The sequence below is a fragment of the Brevibacillus laterosporus LMG 15441 genome (genome assembly GCF_000219535.2).
GTDB lineage: Bacteria > Bacillota > Bacilli > Brevibacillales > Brevibacillaceae > Brevibacillus_B > Brevibacillus_B halotolerans.
Genome location: NZ_CP007806.1, coordinates 3,452,942 through 3,472,430, shown reverse-complemented (window position 1 = coordinate 3,472,430; position 19,489 = coordinate 3,452,942). Strand labels below are relative to the sequence as shown.

The 19,489-nt window shown below is 38.4% G+C and carries 27 protein-coding genes and 1 pseudogene; 22 read left to right on the top strand and 6 right to left on the bottom strand.

Annotated elements, in window-relative coordinates; translation table 11 throughout:
• The first annotated feature begins 11 nt into the window (after positions 1-11).
• The 15 genes from BRLA_RS15005 to BRLA_RS14945 all read left to right on the top strand — a co-directional run bounded on the left by BRLA_RS15005 (position 12) and on the right by BRLA_RS14945 (position 7,940).
• Positions 12-1,133: a baseplate J/gp47 family protein gene (locus tag BRLA_RS15005; RefSeq protein ID WP_003337145.1), complete on the top strand. Its 1,122-nt coding sequence runs from the start codon at positions 12-14 to the stop codon at positions 1,131-1,133.
• Positions 1,134-1,142: 9 nt separating this feature from the next.
• On the top strand, positions 1,143-1,721 hold the full coding sequence (locus tag BRLA_RS15000; RefSeq protein WP_003337146.1) for a putative phage tail protein: 579 nt from the start codon (positions 1,143-1,145) through the stop codon (positions 1,719-1,721).
• The gene (locus BRLA_RS14995) at positions 1,706-2,029 is read left to right on the top strand and encodes a hypothetical protein (RefSeq protein ID WP_003337147.1); all 324 of its coding nucleotides are present in this window, start codon (positions 1,706-1,708) and stop codon (positions 2,027-2,029) included. The genes BRLA_RS15000 and BRLA_RS14995 overlap by 16 nt, the downstream gene beginning before the upstream one ends.
• Positions 2,026-2,424, top strand: coding sequence for a hypothetical protein (locus BRLA_RS14990; protein WP_003337148.1), 399 nt, complete (start codon positions 2,026-2,028; stop codon positions 2,422-2,424). Before BRLA_RS14995 ends, BRLA_RS14990 begins: the two co-directional genes overlap by 4 nt.
• 16 nt (positions 2,425-2,440) lie before the next feature.
• A complete protein-coding gene (locus BRLA_RS14985; RefSeq protein WP_003337149.1) occupies positions 2,441-3,913 on the top strand; it encodes a glycoside hydrolase family 78 protein in 1,473 nt (490 codons plus the stop codon).
• Between the two features lie 44 nt (positions 3,914-3,957).
• Complete coding sequence (locus BRLA_RS22870; protein WP_003337150.1) at positions 3,958-4,392, top strand: hypothetical protein; 435 nt, start codon at positions 3,958-3,960, stop codon at positions 4,390-4,392.
• 22 nt (positions 4,393-4,414) lie between these two features.
• On the top strand, positions 4,415-4,660 hold the full coding sequence (locus BRLA_RS14975; protein WP_003337151.1) for a hypothetical protein: 246 nt from the start codon (positions 4,415-4,417) through the stop codon (positions 4,658-4,660).
• On the top strand, positions 4,660-4,782 hold the full coding sequence (locus tag BRLA_RS25010) for a CD1375 family protein (RefSeq protein ID WP_272898020.1): 123 nt from the start codon (positions 4,660-4,662) through the stop codon (positions 4,780-4,782). The genes BRLA_RS14975 and BRLA_RS25010 overlap by 1 nt, the downstream gene beginning before the upstream one ends.
• Positions 4,783-4,843: 61 nt before the next feature.
• Entirely contained in the window at positions 4,844-4,975 is a 132-nt protein-coding gene (locus BRLA_RS25005) for a hypothetical protein (protein ID WP_272898021.1), read from the top strand.
• Positions 4,976-5,063: 88 nt separating this feature from the next.
• Positions 5,064-5,534 carry a phage holin family protein gene (locus BRLA_RS14970; protein ID WP_003337152.1) on the top strand — a complete coding sequence of 157 codons (471 nt, stop codon included), beginning with the start codon at positions 5,064-5,066 and terminating at the stop codon, positions 5,532-5,534.
• A complete protein-coding gene (locus tag BRLA_RS14965; protein ID WP_003337153.1) occupies positions 5,531-5,776 on the top strand; it encodes a hypothetical protein in 246 nt (81 codons plus the stop codon). The genes BRLA_RS14970 and BRLA_RS14965 overlap by 4 nt, the downstream gene beginning before the upstream one ends.
• Positions 5,773-6,396 carry a glycoside hydrolase family 73 protein gene (locus tag BRLA_RS14960; RefSeq protein WP_003337154.1) on the top strand — a complete coding sequence of 208 codons (624 nt, stop codon included), beginning with the start codon at positions 5,773-5,775 and terminating at the stop codon, positions 6,394-6,396. Before BRLA_RS14965 ends, BRLA_RS14960 begins: the two co-directional genes overlap by 4 nt.
• Positions 6,397-6,494: 98 nt before the next feature.
• Positions 6,495-7,022 carry a sigma-70 RNA polymerase sigma factor region 4 domain-containing protein gene (locus BRLA_RS14955; RefSeq protein ID WP_003337155.1) on the top strand — a complete coding sequence of 176 codons (528 nt, stop codon included), beginning with the start codon at positions 6,495-6,497 and terminating at the stop codon, positions 7,020-7,022.
• A gap of 5 nt (positions 7,023-7,027) precedes the next feature.
• Positions 7,028-7,267, top strand: a complete 240-nt coding sequence (locus BRLA_RS14950) for a helix-turn-helix domain-containing protein (protein WP_003337156.1) — start codon at positions 7,028-7,030, stop codon at positions 7,265-7,267.
• A 112-nt stretch (positions 7,268-7,379) separates the two neighbouring features.
• The gene (locus tag BRLA_RS14945; protein WP_003337157.1) at positions 7,380-7,940 is read left to right on the top strand and encodes a DUF3238 domain-containing protein; all 561 of its coding nucleotides are present in this window, start codon (positions 7,380-7,382) and stop codon (positions 7,938-7,940) included.
• Positions 7,941-8,017: 77 nt separating this feature from the next.
• Here BRLA_RS14945 and BRLA_RS14940 read toward each other — a convergent pair whose 3' ends face one another.
• The 4 genes from BRLA_RS14940 to BRLA_RS14925 form a co-directional block, all read right to left on the bottom strand.
• Positions 8,018-8,440 carry a hypothetical protein gene (locus BRLA_RS14940; RefSeq protein WP_003337159.1) on the bottom strand — a complete coding sequence of 141 codons (423 nt, stop codon included), beginning with the start codon at positions 8,438-8,440 and terminating at the stop codon, positions 8,018-8,020.
• Between the two features lie 220 nt (positions 8,441-8,660).
• Positions 8,661-9,824, bottom strand: coding sequence for a helix-turn-helix domain-containing protein (locus tag BRLA_RS14935; RefSeq protein ID WP_003337160.1), 1,164 nt, complete (start codon positions 9,822-9,824; stop codon positions 8,661-8,663).
• Positions 9,814-10,470 carry a hypothetical protein gene (locus BRLA_RS14930; protein ID WP_003337161.1) on the bottom strand — a complete coding sequence of 219 codons (657 nt, stop codon included), beginning with the start codon at positions 10,468-10,470 and terminating at the stop codon, positions 9,814-9,816. The genes BRLA_RS14935 and BRLA_RS14930 overlap by 11 nt, the downstream gene beginning before the upstream one ends.
• Positions 10,471-10,767: 297 nt before the next feature.
• On the bottom strand, positions 10,768-11,982 hold the full coding sequence (locus tag BRLA_RS14925) for a Kelch repeat-containing protein (RefSeq protein ID WP_003337162.1): 1,215 nt from the start codon (positions 11,980-11,982) through the stop codon (positions 10,768-10,770).
• A gap of 314 nt (positions 11,983-12,296) precedes the next feature.
• On the opposite strand from BRLA_RS14925, the gene BRLA_RS14920 reads away from it, so the two are divergent.
• Entirely contained in the window at positions 12,297-12,635 is a 339-nt protein-coding gene (locus tag BRLA_RS14920; RefSeq protein WP_003337163.1) for a YolD-like family protein, read from the top strand.
• A gap of 90 nt (positions 12,636-12,725) precedes the next feature.
• Here BRLA_RS14920 and BRLA_RS14915 read toward each other — a convergent pair whose 3' ends face one another.
• Complete coding sequence (locus tag BRLA_RS14915) at positions 12,726-12,950, bottom strand: XRE family transcriptional regulator (protein ID WP_041752263.1); 225 nt, start codon at positions 12,948-12,950, stop codon at positions 12,726-12,728.
• 472 nt (positions 12,951-13,422) lie between these two features.
• On the opposite strand from BRLA_RS14915, the gene BRLA_RS14910 reads away from it, so the two are divergent.
• The 6 genes and pseudogenes from BRLA_RS14910 (at position 13,423) to BRLA_RS14885 (ending at position 18,506) form a co-directional block, all read left to right on the top strand.
• Complete coding sequence (locus tag BRLA_RS14910; RefSeq protein ID WP_003337165.1) at positions 13,423-14,127, top strand: hypothetical protein; 705 nt, start codon at positions 13,423-13,425, stop codon at positions 14,125-14,127.
• Positions 14,128-14,225: 98 nt separating this feature from the next.
• Positions 14,226-14,330 (top strand): annotated as a pseudogene (locus BRLA_RS25340) (DUF7667 family protein); the annotation flags it as partial.
• 1,218 nt (positions 14,331-15,548) lie between these two features.
• On the top strand, positions 15,549-16,340 hold the full coding sequence (locus BRLA_RS14900; protein ID WP_003337166.1) for a class I SAM-dependent methyltransferase: 792 nt from the start codon (positions 15,549-15,551) through the stop codon (positions 16,338-16,340).
• Positions 16,337-17,290, top strand: a complete 954-nt coding sequence (miaA, locus tag BRLA_RS14895) for a tRNA (adenosine(37)-N6)-dimethylallyltransferase MiaA (RefSeq protein ID WP_003337167.1) — start codon at positions 16,337-16,339, stop codon at positions 17,288-17,290. Before BRLA_RS14900 ends, miaA begins: the two co-directional genes overlap by 4 nt.
• Before the next feature lie 29 nt (positions 17,291-17,319).
• Positions 17,320-17,562, top strand: coding sequence for an RNA chaperone Hfq (gene hfq, locus BRLA_RS14890; RefSeq protein WP_003337168.1), 243 nt, complete (start codon positions 17,320-17,322; stop codon positions 17,560-17,562).
• A gap of 149 nt (positions 17,563-17,711) precedes the next feature.
• A complete protein-coding gene (locus BRLA_RS14885; protein WP_173645584.1) occupies positions 17,712-18,506 on the top strand; it encodes a DeoR/GlpR family DNA-binding transcription regulator in 795 nt (264 codons plus the stop codon).
• 4 nt (positions 18,507-18,510) lie between these two features.
• Here BRLA_RS14885 and BRLA_RS14880 read toward each other — a convergent pair whose 3' ends face one another.
• Positions 18,511-19,437, bottom strand: a complete 927-nt coding sequence (locus tag BRLA_RS14880; RefSeq protein ID WP_003337170.1) for a GNAT family N-acetyltransferase — start codon at positions 19,435-19,437, stop codon at positions 18,511-18,513.
• Between the last annotated feature and the right edge of the window lie 52 nt (positions 19,438-19,489).

The following is a 19,489-nucleotide window of genomic DNA, read 5'->3' as shown; positions in this document are numbered from 1 at the left end:
GGTGATACGGATTGAAGTTTCCATCAAAAAATGAGTTCACGCAAAAGCTCGTGGAGTTTTTTGTTGGCGAGGGAAAAGCACTATCAGATTTACCAAATCAATGGTTTACCAAGTTCTTAATCCTTGCCCTACGTGAATCTCTGTTTGCGATTATTATCGTGATCCAAGCTGTATACGAACAAATAACCACACTGGGAGCAAAGGGTGAGATCCTAGACCAAAGAGGGTATGAATCGGGTGTCGATCGAAAACAAGCTTCGAAGGCTATCCACTCCGTCACTATTCAGAAAAGCGCTCCTGTCTATGAGGACACGCCTGTACCTGATCACTTTTTAGTAACAACAACGCCAAACGGTAGCAACCCACCTATCATGTTTCGAGTGGTAGAAGGTCAAAACAAAAACATCACTGCCGGTCAAAGCTCAGTTGAAAATGTCCTGATTGAATGTGAGGAAGAAGGAGAAATTGGGAATGTGCCGCCTAATTCCATTAACCTTATTGCCCAAGCGGGCTTTGATTATGTAACTGACTCGAAGGTAGTTAGCTATGGAACCGACCTTGAAGACGAGGAAATCTATCGTGGACGAATATTGGAAAGAAGACGTAGACCAGGACGCGGCGGTGCTGAAGACGATTATAAGTTTTGGGCCGAGAGCGTCCAAGGTGTTGTTTCTGCACGAGTAATTCCGTTGCATCGCGGCAATGGGACCATTGATATCAGCGTCGCAGGCGTCAACGGAATTCCGGATCAAGAGGTTATCCAGCGGTGCCAGCAATACATTGAAAAAAAGGCGCCCGCAGGAATGAAGGATGGCGGCGTTTTAGTAATAAGCCCTACACCAATAACAATCGATATTACGATATCTAATACCGTTTGGACTCTTGGCTATGATCTTGAATTAGGAGCTCCGCACGTCATTAACAATTTGCGGCACTATATCGAGAAAATATCCAATAGGGATCGAATCATTCGCTTTTTAGACATCATCACGATTGCGAAGCAGACATTTGATCCAGAAGACTCGCAAAAACAAAACCCTATCCTACTTGATTTTGTCATGGAGCACCCTCTTGAAAACAGGGCGCTGGCTGAAGACGAAATGGCGGTAGTTGGGGAAATTATTGTGAAATAAGGTGAGCGTATGGGATTTAAAGATTTTATCTTTAGTTTCTTTCCTTCTGGATGGTTGAATCCCAGTGCTGATGGAAACAAACGCTTTTTTGGGGGACTTGGCAAGTCCTTTGATTACGTTTATGACTTGGCCCATCAAGTCGAGTTAGAATCATCCGTATCGACAGCCGTTTTTACTTTGTCTGATCGAGAAATCGAATGCGGACTTGCTCCCGATCCATCTCTTGATGTGGAATTTCGTAGGGCTCGCTTAATCGCGCGGACGCAAGAGGAAGACGGTCCGGTTAACACCGAGGATTTTGAAAAAGCATTAGGGCTTTTATCAAATGGGATAGCGAAGATAATTCCTGATCACGCAAATTATTCTGTGACTTATCATCTTGAATTTTCAAAATCGCTCACATTGAACTTACTGTTACTTGAGGAATACATCCGGAGAAATAAACTTGCTCATTTAGCCCATTCTTATCGAATTGCTCCTACTACGAGCTCCGTACAATTTTTCACGGAAGAAAAGACAACCGTATACGTATCCACTTACCAGGAGTGCGGGACGTTTGTCGCGGGAGGTGGATGGTCATTAGCTTAACAAACAGTTGTCTTGAAGTTTTAGCAGAGCATCTATTAACCAAAGTAGTTTCTGCTGAAGTAGAGCTTGATAACAAAACCGTACAAGCAGGGTTAACGAAAACTCGTGAAGGAACACTGGTGAAATTCATTATTTCCTTAGGAGCCGACAGTAGCGGTGTTATTACAAACAGGATTTTAAAAAACGATTTGGGCGAAGTGTTCTGGAGTGACAAAGTTGGTAAGGTTCGAATTATAAAACCCAAAAGAGACATGCAGATCGTTATCCCTATAGACGTAAGCTGGCTTGAAGGAGGGGGCAAGCATTGAGTAGATCAAACCCGATAGCATTATTCCAAGATCGAATCCTAGAGCAAAACCCTGATAATACGCAGGAATACCGGTACAGGCTTATTGCTACGGATAAGCCAGACGAATTTTTAGTAAAGTTAGCTGCTCCAGTCATTCAACACGGCACCCCAATCAACGCTGCCATACTAAACAGGATAGTAGAGGAAGTAAATCTGCTGATGGGGACCTACGATACCATCAGGCGTTTTCAACTAAATTTTATCGCGGCGACAATTGAGCAGGAAACAAAAAACAACGCTAATTTAACTGGCGTCGATGCAAATATTGTGATCGAGACGTTTCGAAATCTGGACGATATCAACTTATTAGAAGGGGCCTTTGACGGGGTTAATCAAAAGGTCTATTTGCCTTGATAGAAGGAGGGAGATCATGGACTCAAAGATTACAATACCGTATAAGTGGAGCTTTAATAAAGATCAGCGCACTCAAACTGTAACCCTCAAAAAAGGGGACCTAATAGTAGGGTTCATTAGGTCTTCAAATAGTGGTGAAAAGTTTGAAATTACTTCTAGTCAGGGAGGTATTTCATTACTTAGATCAAGTGCATACAATACAGGCGGTAACGTCGTTGATTCTGTCTCAGCAGTAATTTATTTGACTACGACCGATATGAATACAACGCTTACTTTTCATGCACTACAACACCCTACAAATTTAGACTTTGCAATTACTGCTATTTTTAGAAATGCAAAATTAGTAGCGTTTGACAGTCTTGGCCATCTAAAAGGTTCACCTGAACAGACATTACCTACAAACAAATCAAACGGTATGGGGATTTTGTTATTAAATCGATATACCCCTAATCAAAAGACAGAAAGCTATACGGTAACTCTGGACGCAGGTGGTTCCTTTGGGCCAACTATGTTGACTTTAGACAATATACAAAAACAAGATGCAATGCCTCCTACTATTTCTTATAACGGTGGAGATTATTCATCTATAGTCGCCATTTTGTTAGATCCGGCTATAATCGGTCCCAATAAACCAACTAATCTTAGCCCATCAGGGTCAAGTAGCTCTCCAGCTATGGTAGGTTCAAACCCTACATTCGCATGGTCCTATAGTAGCCCTGACGCGGGAAGCACTCAAAAAGCCTATCAATTAGAGTTTAGAAAAAAAATCAATGATGGCACAATTTACGCCACGGGTAAAATAATTAGCGGAAGTAGTACGTTTACGATTCCAGAAGGATATCTACAACCTGATACGGAGTACTACTATGTGGTGAGAGTATGGGATCAATACGACAATCTCAGCCTAGAAAGTGATAGACAGTACCTTAAAATTTATAAGGCTCCAACAGCTACCCCGATATCGCCTGTAGGTAGTAGAGACAAACCAAGAGGCGCCAGTTTAGCACCTACCCTAAAATGGGATTACTATGACCCTCAAGGTTTTAATCAATACTCTTTTGAGATAAGGATAACAAAAAAATCCGATGATTCCCTAGTAAAAACCCCTGGCTTGGTAATAACGTCAAAAAACCAATACGATGTGCCTCTGGGTGATTTAGAGGCAGGGGAAGTCTATTATTGGTCAGTAAGGGTGCAATCAGAGAAGCACATAAAGCCTCTTACAGCGACACCAGCGCAATATTTTATTACGAATACGCCACCATCTGCTCCGACACTAACTTTACCCGTTGCCACCTATAGGACGAGCGCCAACCCGATCTTTGAGGCAATAGCTGGTAGCGATCCTGAGAATGATAAACAAAGCTTTGTTATCAAGATTGCATCAGATGAGCAATTTACTCAAGATATCCGTTATTACAACAGCGAATTCAATTATAAAAACTGGAGCTACTATGATGGCCATGAGTGGAAGGTGTTTGAAGACTAAAATTAAGTAACGATATCGTTAAAGGGAAAAAGATACGGTTCGATATGCGCGACAGCGAACCTCTACTAAAGAATAAAACCTATTATTGGAGCATGGCTGGTATAGACGGGACAACAGGAGCATTTGGCAACTGGTCTACTACACAATCAATCCGAGTAGGGAATGTTCTTCAGTTCCAACTAAAAGAGCCTATCTTCGATAAAGTAGAAGCTCATAGGCTAGTCATGAATGCAGTGTACAAGATAGCAGACGATGGGGCTAATCCAGCGAGACTGCTGGTAGAGGTAAGTAACAACGCGTTTGACGACTCCCCCACATGGGAAGACATGACTCAAGCGTTTCTAAACAGAGATTACCTTGAGCTACAAAATCGCGTAAAACAAGCAGACAAATGGGGTTTAAACGTGAGGATCACTGTCTTTGCTAATGACAGTTTAGGCCCGATTGAATTTGATGCGTTTGGTTTTTCTTATGACTAAGCGGGAGCTGAGGTGATATAGATTGGAAATAGCAAAATCAACGGATTTAGAGAAAATGCGTGCTGCTAAAGAAAAATTGGAGCAAGAGAAAAAGGAACTGCTAGACAAGGTTGAACAGCTTAAAAAAGATAAGCGGGATTTAATGCTTACTGTCACAGAAATGTACGAGCACACCTTGAAGGCGGACAAGCGGATTACAGCTATCATGATTACTGTAACAGAGTTATTCGAAAAATTTTTAGAATTACAATCTGGAGGTAAAGCCTAATGGATTCAATGGTTCCGATCTACTGCTCACTGATTAAGTCTGGAGACAAAACTTTGGAGCAGGTTCCCCAAAAAATTAGAGAGAAAGTTGAAAGTCAACTGAACGCCAATGAAGCTGATTAAAAGAGCTTTAGAGGCGTTTTTCTTTTGGCTTTTGGTGCTAGCGAAAGGGGGTGAATCCATCATGGCAATTGCGACTATATACGTCTATTTGATACTAGACGGCGACAAAACTTATCCTCAAGTACCGACTAAAATACAACCTGAAGTTAAGCGACAACTTACTGTACTGGGATATGAAGATTTAGCTAAGTAGCGCCTTCTCATTTTAAGAGGCGCTTTTTTTTCATGGGGAGCTGCGGCCCCCTATTTTATTTACCCCAAGGGGTGAGGAGGCATGGTACATGCGGCTAACAACGGATATTCAAACTTTATTCAAGCCAGGAAACGGCATTGCTGCTCTTGTAGGGGCCGTGGCCCTCCCGTGGATCGATATTTTATACGGTGCAGAGCGTCGAGAAGTATTGGTTTTTTTCTGTCTAATAATTGGAGCGGATTGGCTTACAGGTGTTTGCGCATCGAAAAGAGAGAAAACCTATTCGTCTGATTATGGAATCAGGAAAGGAATACCACGTACGCTATTCATCTTCTTGTTGCCTATCATTGCTAATTTTTTTGACGCTGCCTTAAAGACTCCCGGATTCCTTTTTTATGGAGTCATATTCGGCTTGTCCTACCATACATGGATAAGCGTAACAGCAAATACGGTGCGCGCGGGCTGGGGGCAGTTTGTACCCACATCTGTTATGAAAATTATAGGTTCGGAACTGAAGGCAAAATCAGAACGTTCTCAAAAGCATAAGGAGGGGAAATGATGGAGATGACCACTGATATTGCTACATTAGCTGCCATTGTTGCGGCGCTTACTGGTGTGGCTAAAGGGTTTGGGGTCCCTAACAAATACGCTCCATTAGTCGCTATGGCTTTTTCGGCCCTTTTTGTATCTCTTCCAAACGGCGAATTAAGAAACAATTTACTAACAGCAGTTGTGGGGGGATTAACGGCTTCGGGAGCTTATAGCTATGCAAAAACAGACAACGGGGGGAACAAGCAATGAAACCACAAGACTTTATAGGTAAGATTGCACCTAGCGCTGTAGCGGACATGAAGAAAACCAAGATACCTGCATCTCTTACGATCGCTCAGGCTATCCTTGAATCAGCTTGGGGAGAAAGTGGACTAACTAAACGAGGAAACAACCTCTTTGGTATCAAAGGAACAGGCCCAGCAGGTGTTTGCGCTATGCCTACAAAGGAGAATTACAACGGTCAATGGACAACTATCACGGCTAATTTCAGAGCTTACAACGATTGGGGAGAGTCTATTGCAGACCATTCCAAACTAATCTTAAACGGTACAAGAGACAAGCCGTCGCGCTATCATGGCGTGCTAGGTGCTGATTATAAGACTGCTTGCCACGCGATCCACAAGGGCGGATATGCCACTGATCCTGGTTATCCAGGTAAGCTAATTGGGTTGATCGAAAAGTACGGTCTAGCGAAATATGATAAGGAGGAAACAACAGTGAAACCAGAGGTAGCGAACGAAATTATTAGCCATTTACAGGGACAATGGGCTTTTTACAATCAGATGGGAATGAAGGATAAGGCTGTGAGGATCGGGCAATTGTCGGATGAGTTGAGAGTTGCAAGTGGGCAAGCAAGAAAGAATGAATAAGAACGGGTTAGAGTGTGCCAGTTACGTACTGGCACAATTTATTTTTTGCTATAAAACAGAACGTACATTCGTATCAAATGTAGATTGGTGGTCAAATAATGATGGATACAATTAACAAAAAATCTGCGAAAAATAAAATAATCGCTAACTTCTTGAGCAGAGAAGAGAATAAGAGTCTTTATGACAAAGTGATTTCAAACCCTTTAGACACTGGAGCAAGTGAAAAACTAAATGAAAGTTTCATAGAATATTTTGGTGAAATAAGGTTGGTAAAATATTTTGCTTCTTTAATAGAGTTTTCTTCCATCAATTATTCTAAGAAAAATCGTGAGGCAGAAGAAAAACTAGTCCCCATAATTTTTGAGAATGATGCAAAAGAAACAATTTCTAATGAGGATGATTATTTTACAGAAAACAATGACCTTTTAGAGGTAATTGGAAACGAAAGTTTGTACATAGCGTTAACCACATTAACTGATAAAGAAAAATTGATATTAAAGTATTTAGTTATTGATGGGTACGATGTTATTTTTATTTCAAAGAAGACAAATACAACTAAGCAATCAGTGTCAAAGACGAAGATTAGGGCACTAAATAAGTTGAAAAAGTTACTTGTGGAAAGGTAGATGTCATGACTTTAATTGAATTGATTAAAAAAGCAAAGCAACATGATACAGATGCAATGATTAAAATTTGTGAAAAATTTGAGCCGAAAATTCGGAAAGAGATTGCAAAAGCACCTAATCATTTAAAAGAAGATTTAAGACAAGAAATCGCAAAAAATATAATAGAAGCAGTATACAGATATGATATGAAAAGCATTCCTGATTTATTTGAATATATTAATTCTAATAAAAAAAGATTAGGTTGACTATTTTTGTTTTTTTATACCTTACCTTATATGAAACGTAAAAGATCGAATGTTTTGAAGGGAAACACTTGATCTTACCCTTCCGTTCAAATATAAGAATTGAGGTGTTTTTTTGGGAAATTTTATAATTACTTTTAAAACATTTATTCCAGAAGCTAAAATAGAAGAACCTGTCTGGGGTCACTGGTATAAAGGTGATAATCGAGGTTTTGATTTTTATGGAAGTTATCGTACCAAACAAAAAATTGTAATTAATTTTGATAATAAGACTATTGAAGATAAGCCTTATATTGGCGAAACTCATAATTTGACAACAGGAGAAACAGGAACTGCACCTACGAGTGACCTTAAATTACTTGATGTACAATGGAGTGGTTCAAATCAAGTAAAATTTAAAGTTGTTTGCTCAAGTAAAAATCCTTTGGTTAAAGGAGCTCCGGCGATTGATTACGAGTTTAAAGTAACTTTTAAATCAGATGGTACTGGATTTATTGAAGGATTGCATGACGGGTTCCCAAATTATGAAGTATATATCAATACTTCAAGTTCATTGGGAAGAAATAAAAACGTTATTTATACGTATGGTCATAAAAATGAAACAGCTAGGGCTCTCTTTCCTCCAATGGATAAGGGTGTAAGTCGTCGTCCATTTGCAGTTCGCATTGGCAAGTAAAAAAAGAGAGTTATCTAAAAACATAAAGAATCAAAAGGCTCCTTTTCAATAGAAAGGGAGCCTTTTGATTCTTATCTCTATACAATGATAAGCAATAAGATTGTGAAAATCGGACCACTAAAACTTAATAAAGTCGAAATTAATTTAGTGTTTTGAAATTGCGCTACGAAAAACATAATTGAACCGAATATAGTAATGAAAGGTAAAATGAATGCCTTAGGATAAAGCGTATAGAGTACAGCTCCGAAAATACTACCTAATACAATGAAGAAAAATGTACAAATGAGCCAGCTTTTAATTCTACTTTTTCGTAAAATAGTAAGTAACAACCAGCCAAAGATGCAACAAATATAATTAAATAATGAAATAAATAAAATAACAGCATCAAAACCTGATTTTCTTAAATCAGAAAAATCAATTGTATGACTTAAAGAAAATATAAAGAAAATTAAATTAGCAAAGAACAGAGATAATCCTGCTCCAGATAAGTATGATCGCATTTAGATCATAACCCCCCCTTGCGTTAATATTGCTTATTGTACCATAAAATGGGTATTGTTTAATGGTTCTTAATCTTACTAATGTGTAAATTTGAAATGTTAGGTTATTAAATGAGAGTATAAACATTGGGCAATTGGCTGATGAGTTGAGGGTTGCTAGTGGACAAGTTGTACAAAATAAATAAAACTAAGCCTCCTGTAAATAAACAGGAGGCTTAGTTTAGAGCTTATCTTTCTTCAATTTAAAGGAAATAACATTTAAATGTTTGGCTGTATCCAGTAGGTATCCAGGCTCTAAGTTAGCTAAGATCTCAATATCATTACGAAACAATCCAATTTCATAAACTAACTCTTCTTTTGTCTTAATACCATGTTGAAGTATAAGCTCAATGGCTTGTTTTAAGGCAGAAGGTTCTTCGAAAGGAATTACATCATCAAGAGGTTCATTTTTTAGCTGATTGTTAGATGCTAATTTTTTTCTAAGATAAATAAATTGATATTCATTTAATATGTTTAGTTGATATGCTCGGTATGCCATGGCTTGGATTGAAATTTTCCAACGTTTTTTTAAACTGACAAAATGATCAAGTGAACTAGACATCACTTCATTACCAAAACTTGAAGCTGGTAAAAGAAATGCAGAAGCGAAACGATCAGCTTCTTTTTCAATTAATTTGTAATTTACTTTGTTGTTAAACTCACTTAATTTCAAGTTTGGATGCAAAATTAAATGACCTAATTCATGAGCAACGTCAAATCGCGAACGTGGGGCAGTTTTATCATTGCCTAAAAATATATAGGGCCTCTCATCGTTTTCCCATCTAGAGCATGCATCAATTTTATAATCAGCAAAGGTAGCTCTTGAAATTATAGCTCCCTTCTTTTCAAGCAATAACAAAATGTTACTGATGGGACCATCACCTAAACCCCATTTTTTTCTAACTGTATTAGCTATCTCGTCTATCTCTTCAAATGCAATAGGTTCATAAACGTCAGATACATTGTATTTAGGGATATCTAATTCTGGAAATTCTAATATATCATCTAGGTATTTATGAATTATTTTAACCCAGTTAATTCTTTTAGAATGAATCTTTTTTGATTTAACTGTAGCCGCAGCTCTACTTCTAAAGAAGACTACACTATCTTCTGTTGCCTCTTTACTATTACTAAAAAAATAATGAATAGGCATTGTAAGAGTATCAGAAATGCGTTCTAGAGTTTGAGAACTAGGAGTGGTTGCCCCTTTTTCGAATTTAGAGATGGCTTGATGGGAGACCCCAACTAATTCAGAGAGCTCTTTCAGTGTAAGACCTCTAGCTTCTCTCGCGTCAGTTAGTTTTTGAGGGTTGAAAGTTGAGAAGTGAGACTTGTTATTTTTCACTTCCCACCACCTCTTTAACAAACTTTTTAAATCCAACTAATTGCTCTGGCATAATTTCCTCTTCCTTTACTTTGTTGTCATCTCTTGCTGTTACTAGATGAGGTTCAGCTAGCAAATTGATCTTTGTCATCCAAGAGTGCCCATCTGGGATACCTACATTGATAAAATTCGGTGCCTCTTGTCCATATCCATGAGTTATTAATATGTAATATGGTTGTTCAGTTACAAAATTATCATTAATAGTATCAAAATTAAAGCGAAGTTGGTTAGATAATTGCAGTTTCTTTCTGAAGAATGCATGTCTAGCAATTACATTATGATTTTGAACTTGACTCACTGTAATAATAGAGTTCCCAGTTTTCATTTCTAAATGTTTAGAGCTTCGGTTTGAATTGAACACCAAGCTACTTTCAAAAGGTAAATTACCATTCTCCGTTTCTTTTTTAAAGGCATACTGAACAGCTATATTTTTTAAATATCCAGTGTGTTGATACCCTAAATCCCAATCCAAGAAGGGAATCTCTTTTATAACATTATTCGCAAGATTGTAACCACGATTTATTATAGGTATAAACTTTGAACGGATTGCTCGGGGGATTTCTTCTTGAAGTACATCCATAGGATTCTTTAGAAGAATAATTTGCATTTATTAACCTCATTTCTTATTTTTCTTGACAAACATCTTTGCAACCATTTTACCTTTTTTCTTGTTTTTTTGCAACCAACTCTCTTCTTCGACGATCGAGGTTCAAACAGCTAAATATAAATTATGTACAGAAGACATGTTCCTAAATGTGCTATTTTATAGATGAAATGGGCCTTTAATCATTATAAGCACAAAATCCCTCTAGGAAGCCCTAGAGGGTTATTGCTATTTAAACAACTTACCAAACACCTTAAAAAAACACGAAAACCCCCTCCGTATGTAGGAGGGGGTATCTTATTATCTACTGTATTCTTGGACTTCAAAGCTTTCAATATGACTGTAGCTAATGAAGTCTTTTCTAGAATTGAAAGGTCCGATGTTGTATTTCTTATTAACGATGTAGGCTTCTCTACCGTTTCCTTTGGCTCTACCTTCATACCATTCGGTAAAGTTTCTGATTTCTTCATTTGTCATTTCATATTCTTTGATTAAACCACTATCCATGTAGATAACTAAGAGTGCGTTTCCAGTTGGATTTGGATTTGGTTCTGGGTTAGGATCAGGATTCAGATTAGGGTCTGGATCTGGATCTGGTTTAGATGTATCTGAAATGGCTAATTCAAATACGTCATTTAAATCTTTATAACCACCTATAGCATAAAGATGATCATTCACAAATTCAGATGTAAAATTACTTCTTCCTAGCGGTTTAACAGGATACTGTACTAATTTTTTTGAAAGTGAGTCATAGTAGGATAAACTACTCCCAAAGTAAAAAACTTTTTCATCATTAACATGTACATAGACGGTTCCATATAATTCAGGGGCCTGTTTTATAAACGTCCATGTATCCTCTATAGGGTTATAGTTATAAAGAAAAGTAGGGACTTCTGTATTATGATTAACAGCAAGTACATAAATAGAGTTATTGATAAGAAAAGGAATGGCTCTATCTGCTTTAACAGGCATTGGATTTTTCGTAATCCAAGTATCTGTTTGGGGATTAAATACTTCTACTGCGTCCGATCTTCCATCTTTTGAAGCTCCACCGAAAGTGTAAATTTGTTCTCCTAAGGTTATGGGATAAACATCATAACGTGGTGTGGGCATATCTTGTTTTGCAACCCAAGTATTTGAATTCGGATCGTATTCTTCAACTTTATTTGTTACTTTATCAGGGAATGTATAATTATATCCTCCTATAGCATAAAATTTACCTTGACTTTGAACAAGTCCTGTTTTGAATCTTGGAATAGAAGAACTGGCTAATTGTTTCCACTGATCTATTTCCGGATCATACATTTCGAGTGCTGAAGTTGCCATATCGTTTCCATATCCACCATATACGTATATCCTATCTTCATAGACTAAACTACGAAGACTTTCTTTTCCATTTGGCATTGGTGCTTTTTTAACCCATTCCATTTCTTCTGCTGCAAACGAATACGTTTGAAAACTAAACAAGGTCATAATCATCGCAATAGCGAATAATCCTATTTTCTTTAGGTTCATTTGTTTAACACTTTTACTCTATCTGTAGAGAAAGAGAAAAGTACTTACCTCCTTTATGAGTGTATGTAAGAATAACGAATAAAAAATGTTGTAAGAATACTAGCTATGTCGGCCGGCACATTTGCATTATACGAGATTGATTTTCATAAAACAAAACATAAATTGAAAAATCTGTAATTAATTATGGTGCATTTTGTATATTTTTTAAAAAATATCTTCTTTTTTAATTTAGATAGTCAAAAATTGTTCGTTGCATAATCTCCTCATCATCTAATAAAATAAGAACGTACATTCGTATTTAGGGAGATGTTTTGATGGCTAGTAAAATCCATGATCCACTTGTAACGAAATTCATCTTGCCGGAACATGTAGAAATGTTACGTCAGTATCACGAGGATAAGAAGCTGATCGAGAAGCCGATCATTGAAGAGGATGAGCTGGCCGAGTTTTGCTACAGGATATCTGACTCGCGTCAATATGACTATGCCTTAACAATTAGCTGGTGGAAAGAAACAAAAGAGGGTAGAGGCGTGATAGACTCCGCTTGGGGATGGGTAGATAGATTTGATTCAACGTTTAACCGGATCAAGTTAAAGAATGATGAGGATTTCTGGTGGATACCTGTGGAGGATGTGATTAGGGTAGAAGCCTAAGCAGAGTATCTTTCAATTGCATAAAATGTATTGCCTGTGGGAACAGGGATACAGCAAACACCCCCACCATTAAGAACCTGGCGGGGGATTTTACATTTCCCAAAAGTCGGTTTGCTTCACAGTCGGATCTACTTTGCGTATGGCGTCCAATATCTTTTTAGCGGTTCTCATCGTTGGTAGCTTTTCATCATTGGAGCAAAGTTGTCCAATTGTATCTCTGTTAACCTTTGAAGTCGAAGAAAGCCACTCCTGTTTCATTCCACGTCGATCTAGATACTTTCCAAGCTTTGTCCTTTTTTTTCCTAACCCAAACACTGATTTATCACCTCAGCACTAAGCTTTGACGAAATATCTGAAAAAAATACGTAAGCTTTCAGATAAAAATTGACATAATGGACAATCCATTAATCATTCATTTAGAACATAACAAGGAAATGTAAAAAACCAAAAAACAAGCAGAACAACCATAAATAAAGGGTTCCACCGTTTTTTGGTTACGTCTATAATATCTTGCTCTCCAATTCAGAAATACAAAATATTCCTTTACTACCAATTAAATAATATAGTAGTAATAATATGTAAATATTTTGCATTCGCAAGCGGGATTGCATTGTTGGGAATTTTTATTTTTTGTTTTTTAAATATTTTCTGATTACCAAAACGACTACCGCGATTACAACTACCCATATGATAACCCCAGTCCAAATTTGGAATCCGAATGAAAACATGGTATCAACTCCCTTCGGTTTCAATGAATTCCATTATACATTTTTTAGGAGGTAATTTCATGAGAAAATTTTTTAGTCTAGTTTTGGCAGTTGGTTTATTATTGCCCGCAGCGTTACCAGGAGCCGTATCAGCAAATAATGTATCAAGCGCTGAACAAACCTCAAACAAAACTCAGCTCGAAGGTGTTTTAACGGTTAAAGACGTAATCGACGAAGATTATCAAAAGTACATCGACAAATACAAAGGGGAGTTTAGCACTTATGAGGAAGTCCGTGCAAACGCGAACTTTGGGGATGGTGGAACAGTTGATATGGATGAGTTTGACCGTTCTAAAAGTAAAGGATACAAAGGTATTCAAGTTAACGATGTAGATGAATACGCTGCTTTATTGTTCTATCTTGACGATCAAAACAATAAACACACTACTGGTAAAATCGAGAAAAATTCTGGCATTGGCGCATATGCAACTAGAGAATTTGAAGAAATTATAAGTGATACTTATATCTCGTGGATTAAAGGCTATGTTACTGTCACTTATGATAAAGGTGTAATCACAAGTACCAGTACAGACAGTTCCATCTATGGATTCCATCCACTGAACACTTATACCCACAACAGCAAAAGGTCATATGTAGATTTGAACTCCAAGAAAAATGGCGGGAAAGCCTACATTAAAGGTACATTGAATCTTGTTATATTTATTGAGGGCCTAGGGACAGTTTCAACTAAGGAAATTAATGGTACAGTCAGTTTCTCCATTTAAACATTTTGGAAGAAGGTAGCTCTGATCAGGAGTTACCTTCTTTTATGCAACAAAATTTTTATATTCTTCGACAAGGTAACTGGAACACATTCCAACCTTGGGAGATTGCAAAACTCAAAAACCTATCCTTGATCGCCAGTATGACGAACGACATAGACTGGCAGCATGAGCTATGTTCAAGGATAGAGAAGATAGAGGGCTGAAATGAAATCATAAAATTCGTCTCCTAAGATATAAGGAAGCGAATTTTATGAAAACTATTAATTAAAAAACAGGTTAATTAAACTGTATATAGCTCTGGTACCGCCATAAAAAGGCGTCAGATTTCAAAACCAGATTTTTTCATTATCAACCTGCAGACTCATACGATAAGGGCGGTGTTTGCTTGTCGCTCGGTAAATACTCAATGACTATGTTGGCAAACATACCCAACGACAATTACGACCTGCAGAATCGCATACCCGAACTTTTTCATGTTCAGGAGGACATAGAGAACGAGGTTGCATAGGAAAATTGGAATATGGATCATAATATGGATGTGGACTGTAAGGCACTGGTTGAGTCATGCCATAAGGTATTAAAGGCGCATATGGCATTGGTTCTATACACCAAGGTTTTGTTTTATACTTATAACAATGGTGATGACATTCAAAATGCAAACCTGGATTTTCTCCAGATCCGCACCACTGCATGCAGTTCTCATAGGCTTCAGGGCCATAATAACAAACCAAAACAACCACTCCTTAACTTAATCTGATTTTCCTGTTAGTATATTTAGCTGTCTACATTCTAGACAATTGTCCATATATAATTGGATGAATACCTACATTCGTAACAAGACCTATTCTCAAACATTCACAGAGCAACAGAAAGTGGGTAAGGTGAATTCAAAGTTGTATACAGAAATACAACACATTAAAAGCGAATCTTTGATCGTTGGTATGATGAGTGACACAGACTGGTAGTATGAGCTCAAGGATAGAGAAGATAGAGAACTGACAACATTGACAACCAAATTGACAACGCACTTAAGCAAATCAGCTAAATGTACGTTAACTATATTCGTTAAGAATCGCATTAGAAAGCGGTTAATGCGGTCAAATTAACTAATAGAAACACAACTAATCAAACGAGTGATGTAGAGATAATTTGATCATCCATTGGCATGAGTATAGAGGAACATCTCGAACGTATGCTTACGAGGCGGTGGGATGTTCTTCTTTTTATGGATAATGAAGCTGATTAGGGGAAAAGAGGCAACATCGTGAATAACCATGATTTTAAACTTATTGCTAATCAAAATTCGTTGCTGTTGTCAGCTTTCTTTTGTTAGTATAATAGGATAGCAACCAAGGCAGGCATACATAGAGATAGGAATCAAATTTGATCGGATTTAGTATGAGTAGGAAACGAGTGATAAAATGATTGTAACAACAGGAAATGAGCCAAGGGCGTCTGTTTTGGCTCATGCGCAGGAACTGGCTACTATCTTTTCCGCTCCACTAGTTTCACGTGGAGAGCTTTCGATTGAAAAGCTCAGAGATAAATACCAGGCGAATGATATTTTAATTGTAACTGCTAAGGGAGCTAGGTTGGAACGGAGGGGTCAACAGGCTTTCTTTTTTCATCCAAATACAGCGTCTTTTCGTATAAAGAGGCTAGAACGCGGCGATAATGATACTATGCTTTCTGTTTGCCAAATTTCACCAGGTGATAAGGTGCTTGATGCTACGATGGGATTGGCGGCAGATGCGATCGTATTTGCCTATGCCACAGGTGGAACAGGGCAAGTGGTTGGAATTGAATCGGAGCCTATGATTGCGAGACTTGTCCGAGACGGTCTTACTCATTGGGATACGGGATCACCAGCTTTAATCGAAGCGATGCGGCGTGTACAGGTGGAACAGGTTGATCACCTTGACAAGCTTCAAGCATTGCCAGATAACTCATTTGATGTAGTTTATTTTGATCCTATGTTCCAACAAGCTGTCTTCGAGTCACATGGTATTTCTACCTTGCGTCAATTGGCTAATGATAAGGTGTTGACGGAGGAAACGATTGCTCAAGCTCGCCGGGTAGCTAAACGACGAGTCGTTTTAAAAGAGGGTACAACAGGTACCTTGCACGAGCAATTGGGCTTTACACCTTATCGAAAACGTGAACATCAAGTGATTTATAGTTATATGGAAGCATTGGAGGGGAGTGAGAGATGAGGCAAAAAGAGAATTTAGTGGTAATTGCAGGCCCTACGGCAGTAGGCAAGACTGCTCTTAGCCTTCGATTAGCACAACAGTTTAATGGAGAGATCATCTCTGGTGATTCTATGCAGGTTTATCGTGGCATGGATATAGGTACGGCTAAAGCTACCGAGGAAGAGCGGTCCATTGTTCCCCATCATCTGATTGATATCATGAATCCAGATGAGGAATACTCTGTGGCTATCTTTCAGCAGCAGGCCCAACAGCTAATCACCCAAATTAATCAGCGTAATCATCTGCCTATTATCGTTGGTGGAACAGGACTTTACATACAATCGGTTACTCATGCTTATCAATTCTCTGAGGCGGATCAGGACGAGGAATTGCGAGAGAGATTGCAACGATTTGCCGATGTGGAAGGAGTAGAAGCTCTTCACAGACGCCTACGCGAGCATGATCCTATTACAGCAGATCGCTTACATCCAAATGATGTTCGCCGGGTTATACGTGCAATCGAGATATACGAATTGACTGGAAAACGTATGTCTGATTTTCAAAATCAGGCCGCTTATTCGCCTTACAACTTGAAAATTATAGGCTTAACAATGGATCGGGCGAAGCTCTATGAAAGAGTAAATCAACGAGTCGATTTAATGATTGAGGCTGGATTGGTAGAAGAAGTTCGCAGGTTGCTAGATCAAGGGTATTCTGCTGATCTGGTAGCCATGCAGGGGCTGGGCTACAAGGAGCTCATTCCTTATCTATATGGAGAGATCACGTTAGATAAGGCAATAGCTGACATTAAGCAAAGAACAAGGCATTTTGCTAAGCGTCAGTTAACTTGGTTTAAGCGGATGCCTCAGTTGGAATGGTATGATATGACTGAATCCGATTCATATGAACAAGTGGTTGAAACAATTACCAGTGCGATGGAAGGAAAGTTCCATTCCACGCCGAATATATAACTTACAAGTCCTTTTAGGGGGTATTGTCCATGAAACAGACGATCAATATTCAAGATACGTTCTTAAACCATTTACGAAAAGAAAATATCGCAGTTACCATATATTTGGTAAACGGATTCCAATTGAGAGGCTATATCAAGGCGTTTGACAACTTCACAATCGTTATTGATACAGAAGGCAAGCAACAATTGGTTTATAAGCATGCGATCTCTACATTTACACCACAACGTCCGGTATCCTTGATGTCGGAAAGCCAATCACAACAAATGTAATTGCAGACAAGAAAATCAGGGTTTCTTCGGGAATCCTGATTTTTTTGCTTAAAAAAGCATAAACAAGAAGATTTTTGCAGGTAAATATTGACTTTTTTGCGGATAACGGAATAAAATGGAAGTATTACATAGTGAAGGCAGGCGATGAGATGTTTGCTGAAGAGAGAAGAGGAAAGATTCTGGAGATACTCCACGAAGCACAACGAGTGCTGGTGAAGGAGTTAGCGGAGCAATTTCATGTTTCTATTGATTCCATCAGGAGAGATTTATCCATTATGGAAGAACAGGGATTATTGAAAAAAACTCATGGAGGTGCTATCCCTGTATCAGCTGTGCGAAAGCCTGTTGTACCATCAGCGGTACGTATAAAAGATGGACCTAGTCATATCACTGCTATATCCAAAACAGCCGTATCCTACATACAAGAGCACGATACAATATTTTTAAGTGGAACGAACCTGCATTTTCATATGATAAAATATTTACCTCAACATATGCCGATAACAGTGGTGACGAACTCGGTTAAAATCGCAGAACAGTTACGTGAATCTGAAAATACTGACGTTTATCTTATCGGAGGACAAGTTAATAAAACAGGTATGATTTCCGATATTATTGCCAATGAAATGGTAAAACAATTTACAATTGATCTGTGTTTTATGACAGCAGGAGCCATTAGCTTGCAAGGTGTTAGTACTGCAACCCCAGAGGAAGCTAGTTTTAGTCGCGCTGTTTTGGAGGTTTCTCGACGTCGCTTCATTTTAGCGTCTCATGAGAATATGGAACATGATGCCTTTTCTAAAATAGGTCCCCTCAACAGCTTTCATTTACTCATCACTGATGAGGGAACACCAAAAGAGTTACGAGATCAAATCGAGAAGCAAGGATTAGAAGTAACGGTAGCAAAAGGAAGCTATCCTGTTGCCGTTCCTGATTATTCGTAGAATCTTACATTTCCTGGTCACCTACCTCTCTATCCGAAAGACGAAATAGGCTCCCAAGTTGCAAAGTGGCCAGGATATAATAATCATTGGCAGTTACTTCTTTAAAACCACAACGGTTATACAGTGTGAGCGCGCTTTTGTTCTTCGTTTCCACCTCCAAGACGATGGAAGGTGATTGTTTTTGAAGTAAGTCGTTCACCAATCTTGTCAAAATTTCTCTCCCAAAACCTTTTCCTTGTTGGGCTGGCATGACCGCAAAGCCGTAAATAAAATCCATATTCTCAATTCTTTGATAACTGGTTTTTCCTATAAATTCGCTGTTATGAAAGGCCATGATAAGATGCCGATCAGGTTCTTCAACTCCTGTTGAGGCATATCTGGTTGCATCCTCTTTTGTTGCTCCAAAGGCTTCCATATCAATTTGGACAAGCAGGGGAAGATCTTCTTGCGTTGCTTCTCTTAGTGAAAGAGAAGGTGCAATTAATTCTGTAGGCGGTGCTTCTAATTCCATCCAGTATTCTGAGAAGGAATAAGTGCTACCGAGTGATTCTAAAAATGCTTTGCCAGAATCTGATTTTTCCTGAGACATAAATATTAGCTTGGGTAATTGACGACGTTCGATTTCAGGATAGGCTTGCCGAAGCAAAGAGGAAAATATGCCATTACGTCTATACGCTGGATCTACCATCCCGCTGATTTCTACCTCCTGCGTATTAAAAATGTACAAGGCAAGATACCCAATGATTCGGTTATCTATAGCAAAGTAAAAATCTTGAATTTGGTCAGTGGGCCTACAGGTAAGCATATCCAGATTTAATTTTATCTGAATGTTATCGTGAGTATTACATACCTGTAGAAGCTCTTTTATTTGAATGAGTTCGGCTTCCGTAAGCCCTGTAGCGGCATAAGCACCGTTTGTTTGTCTAAGCACATTTATTCACTCCTTTCGAGAACTGCTAGCTACATCTAAATTTCCTGCGCTA